This window comes from Parafrankia sp. Ea1.12 (genome assembly GCF_900465275.1).
Classification (GTDB): Bacteria; Actinomycetota; Actinomycetes; order Frankiales; family Frankiaceae; genus Parafrankia; species Parafrankia soli.
The window spans coordinates 1-246 of sequence record NZ_UBIZ01000434.1; the positions used below are offsets into that span (position 1 = coordinate 1).

A 246-nucleotide genomic window follows, 5' to 3' on the forward strand; every position below is an offset into this window, starting at 1 on the left:
TCCAGCAGTCACTGCACGGCAGCTTCGACGCCGTCGCACCGCTCGGATACGGGACAGTAGGACCAATAATCACCTGGGCCGACACCCACGCCAGCATAGGCACCGGCGTGCTCGGCGTGCCCAGCCTCGAGTCCATCATGGTCCCGGCTCGGGCCGGCGCCTACGACGAGCCGTTCAAGTCCGACCGGGCCAATCCCGTCATCCGCCGCCATTTCTACTGGGAGGACGTCCCCGCGGACGTCATCG

The 246-nt window shown here is 67.1% G+C and carries 1 pseudogene; it reads left to right on the plus strand.

The window, feature by feature from the left end:
* Positions 1 to 246: pseudogene (locus tag FMEAI12_RS25410) on the plus strand (alpha/beta hydrolase); the annotation flags it as partial.